General features: G+C 62.3%; 1 protein-coding gene and 1 pseudogene. One reads left to right on the forward strand and one right to left on the reverse strand.

The genetic code is table 11. The annotated features are described in order from the left end of the window. Positions 1-254: 254 nt before the first annotated feature. Complete coding sequence (locus ACIBEA_RS44435; RefSeq protein ID WP_399270255.1) at positions 255-1,052, forward strand: nucleotidyl transferase AbiEii/AbiGii toxin family protein; 798 nt, start codon at positions 255-257, stop codon at positions 1,050-1,052. Positions 1,053-1,235: 183 nt separating this feature from the next. Here ACIBEA_RS44435 and ACIBEA_RS44440 read toward each other — a convergent pair. Continuing rightward, positions 1,236-2,120, reverse strand: a pseudogene (locus ACIBEA_RS44440) (Tn3 family transposase); the annotation flags it as partial. Between the last annotated feature and the right edge of the window lie 89 nt (positions 2,121-2,209).

Below are 2,209 nucleotides of genomic sequence, written 5' to 3' on the forward strand. Positions count from 1 at the left end.
CCCGCTCTTTCATGCCCTCCCCGCCACCAGCACCTGCGTGCGAGGCGTCACCCGCCCGAGATAGCCGAACGCCAATCGCTTCACCACCACGCTCTAAGACCCGCGGAGGCACCATGTACGCCTTTAAGCAGCACCCATCACGGAGTAGTCAGCCACAGCCGAGAGTGAGAAGCCAGTCGTGGGCAGGGACGCCGACTACCCAGCAGGCATCCGTACGAGCACTGGCATCTTGGGCAGCGGCACGGTCAGCATCGTTGAAAACGATAGCGCTCACCAATGTGGCCAGTTCCGCCCAGCCAACTACAGCCATGCCGCTTTCGTCCGGCGCCCGAGAAGCAGAGAAGAAGAAGATTACTGAGATCGCACTCCGGGCTGCCGACCCGGGATGCGGCCTGCGGCTCGGAGGAAGCAGGGCGCTTGTTCTGCACGGGCTGACTGAGCGGGTCACTGACGACATCGACCTGTTCGCGCCTCCTGGGCAGACGGGCTATCAGCAGCCGGTCATCGAAGCGCTGAAGGTCGCCGGCTACAAGGTTGAAGCTAATGTTTCGGGCAGCGGTGCCACCCTGATTGTCTCCAGCCCCGTCGGGGGCGTCGTAGACCTGGAGATGGCCTCGTCGCTTCCCATGCAGGATGCCCCCGTGGTGCTGGACGGCATACCTGTGATGTCCGCAGAGGATTGCGTACGGCTGAAGTACAGTGCGGTGTGTTCGACCAAGCCTCGAGAAAAAGACCTCATCGACATCTGCGGCATCTTCGAGAAACTAGGTCCTGACTGCCTCCAGCAAGTGGGCGTCAACACTCTTCTGCTTGGGGGATTCTTCCGTTCCCTGAAGCGGGTAGCTGACGTCAGCGACGAGACTCTCGGCGAGTTTGGTGTGGCACCTGACAGGGCTGACCAGATCCGCCAGTACCTCATGGGTCAGTCCGGACGAGCAGATGAGATCGAGGAACAGGTTCTTGCTCAGTTCAGCCAGACGAGCCGAGCAGTTGCCAAGAAGCACTCTTGGTGGGCATGCCTGTTGCCATGCTGCAAACCTCAGAATGACTGAGAATCGTGATGCATGGACAGCTGTGTATGACCGTGGTCATGAAGCCCCAAGCTATAAAGAGCGGTGACTGCAGTTGACTCCAGGCACCCTCGTTCGGGTACGGGCTCACGCACGCCTGGCCGACTGTTGGTCATTAGCATCCGCTGGTGCCCGGCGGTCCGGCACGGTGACCATGGCGAGGTTAAGGCGGGCGGCCATGTCGAGGTTGACCTCGCCGTAGGGGCGGACGTGTGACCAGAACAGTGGAGTCAGGCCGCGGCGGTCGGCGGGAGTGAGCAGGCCTGCCCACTCGGGTTCGCCGAGGACGTCCTGGAGCATCAGGGTGTTCACGTATACCATGGCGGACTGCAGGATCCTCAGGCACAGGACAAACATCTCCTGCTCGTCGCGCCGGTTGGAGGCGATCTCGCCGCCCTTGCCATAGGCGATCACGGAATTCGCGCCGTTGGAGGACTCCATGACGTTCAGGCCCTCCTGGATCTCCCGCTGGAGGTCGCGCAGCCGAAGGTAGCGGGCCAGGAAGATGGTTTTCTGGGCACGGCCGACCTCCAGCATCGCCGCGTAGGTTGGGTGGGAGGCGTTGCGGGTGAAGCGGCGCAGGATCGCCTCGGTGGAGGCGGTGCGGGTGCGGATCGCGGTGGCATACTTGATCATCTGGTCGTACTGCTGGGTGATGAGTTCCCAGCGGATCGGCCGGGTCAGCGCTGGGGTCAGCTGCGGGTAGGCGTCCGGTTCGCCGGCCAGCGGCCGGTACAACTTGACCTTGTTGATCCGCTTGATCCTGGGGAGCAGGTCGAAGTTCAGGAGCCTCGTGATGCCGAACCCGATTTCCGACTGGCCGTGCGAGTCCGTGTAGTTGGCTTCCACGTCCATAGTGGTGTCGTGCCGCATGGCGCCCTCGATCATCGCGGCGACCTCCGAGGCGGTGCAGTTGATCAGCTGGGAGTGGATGGCCAGGGACTTCTTCTCCACATGCCAGTAGATGAGCACCCCGCGGCCGCCGTAGCGCGAGTGCCACTCGGTGAACAGGTTCTGGTCGTAGGCACGCACGTGGGTGGAGTCTGAAGCTTCCCCTTGGTCTTGGACACCTGGAGACTGGGACGTGTGGTTCCAGAGGAAGTAGTGCCAGGTGGGAAGTAAGTACAGGAAGCGGTACT

The organism is Streptomyces sp. NPDC051555 (assembly GCF_044454405.1).
Lineage (GTDB): Bacteria > Actinomycetota > Actinomycetes > Streptomycetales > Streptomycetaceae > Streptomyces.